Here is a 1184-nt window from a genome sequence, read left to right as displayed (position 1 = left end):
TTCCTTATGGCTTTTGAACTGGCGGACATCCAGTTCGGCCAATATTCCGGAAGCAAAGATGGGACCGATGCCGGGAACGGAATCCAGCGTTTGCGGAATCGTCGCCAAGTGATCTTCAATACCTTTGCGAAGTGCCTTCAACTGCTCCTGTACCGTGCGAATCACGCGGATGCTGGAAGCCATAGCGAGATTGACAGAGTCCGCCATCGCTTGCGGCAATCGATACGAAGAGCGAGCAGCCTTTTGCAAGGCACGGGCGACCGCCTCAGGATCGTCGAACCGGTTCTTGCCGTGCTTCACAAGGAAGTCGACAAGACGTTCGACGGACATCTCTGCAAGTTCTTCGGCCGATTCGAATTCCTCTATGACCGCCAGCGAGGTAGCCGACAGTTTGTTCCTCCGAAACGGTCCGGTGATGGTGTAATCACTGAACTTGAGAAACAAGTTGGTCATGAGGAAGTTGCTTTCCCGGGTCAAATCCTGCATCAGGTGGTAGCGAGCACGTGTCAGGCGCTGCAACGCCATGAGCGGTTCGCTCCACGTGAACGGATGCGGAAGATGTCCGGAACGGAGCTTGGCTGCAATGAACCAGGCATCGACCCGATCGTTCTTGGGGGCGTCCAAGTAGTGCGACTTCTTGAACTCCTTGATGAGACTGGGATTGAAGACGTACACGTTCTTACGGCGGACGCCGAAATCCAAGTGACGTTGGATGTACATGGCGGCATGGGTCGAATAACAGCCAGTGTGCTCAAGACCGAAGAGAACTTCTTCCGCGTGGTGTTTGTGCACCAGCTTGGTGATGCGGTCCTGAAACTCCAGGATTCCGGGACGATTGTTGGTGACGGTGAATCGGCTAACAGGTCGTTTTTCATCGTCCCGGGTCAAACAGCAAACCGAATTGGCTTCGCTGCCTACATCAATTCCGACAAACAAGGGAGATGGCATGGCAAATCACCTCCTTCGGTTGGAATGAAGATGCCTACGGCCTTGGGATGTCCCTGGGAAACCCATGAACGACAGCCTTGCGAGCTATTGGAATACACCGGAAGTCATCGGTGCACGTGCCTCCCTCTGCTTGCAGGAGGGATGACTGGCCGGGAGACAGTCAGCGTGTAGGTCTATTCCATGGGGCCAGGGGAACACTCTTAATTCGGAAGACACCCTTGTGATGAGGGGCAACG

General features: G+C 54.6%; 1 protein-coding gene. It reads right to left on the bottom strand.

The window, feature by feature from the left end; all coding sequences use genetic code 11:
• The coding region (locus tag ACFO8Q_RS23785) for an IS110 family transposase (RefSeq protein WP_380029861.1) at nucleotides 1-948 on the bottom strand (948 nt) is incomplete at its 3' end.
• Between the last annotated feature and the right edge of the window lie 236 nt (nucleotides 949-1184).

It is taken from the genome of Effusibacillus consociatus (assembly GCF_042652925.1).
GTDB classification, from domain to species: Bacteria; Bacillota; Bacilli; order Tumebacillales; family Effusibacillaceae; genus Effusibacillus; species Effusibacillus consociatus.
The sequence above is the reverse complement of the archived record's forward strand: the minus strand, read 5'-3'. Positions and strand labels throughout refer to the sequence as shown.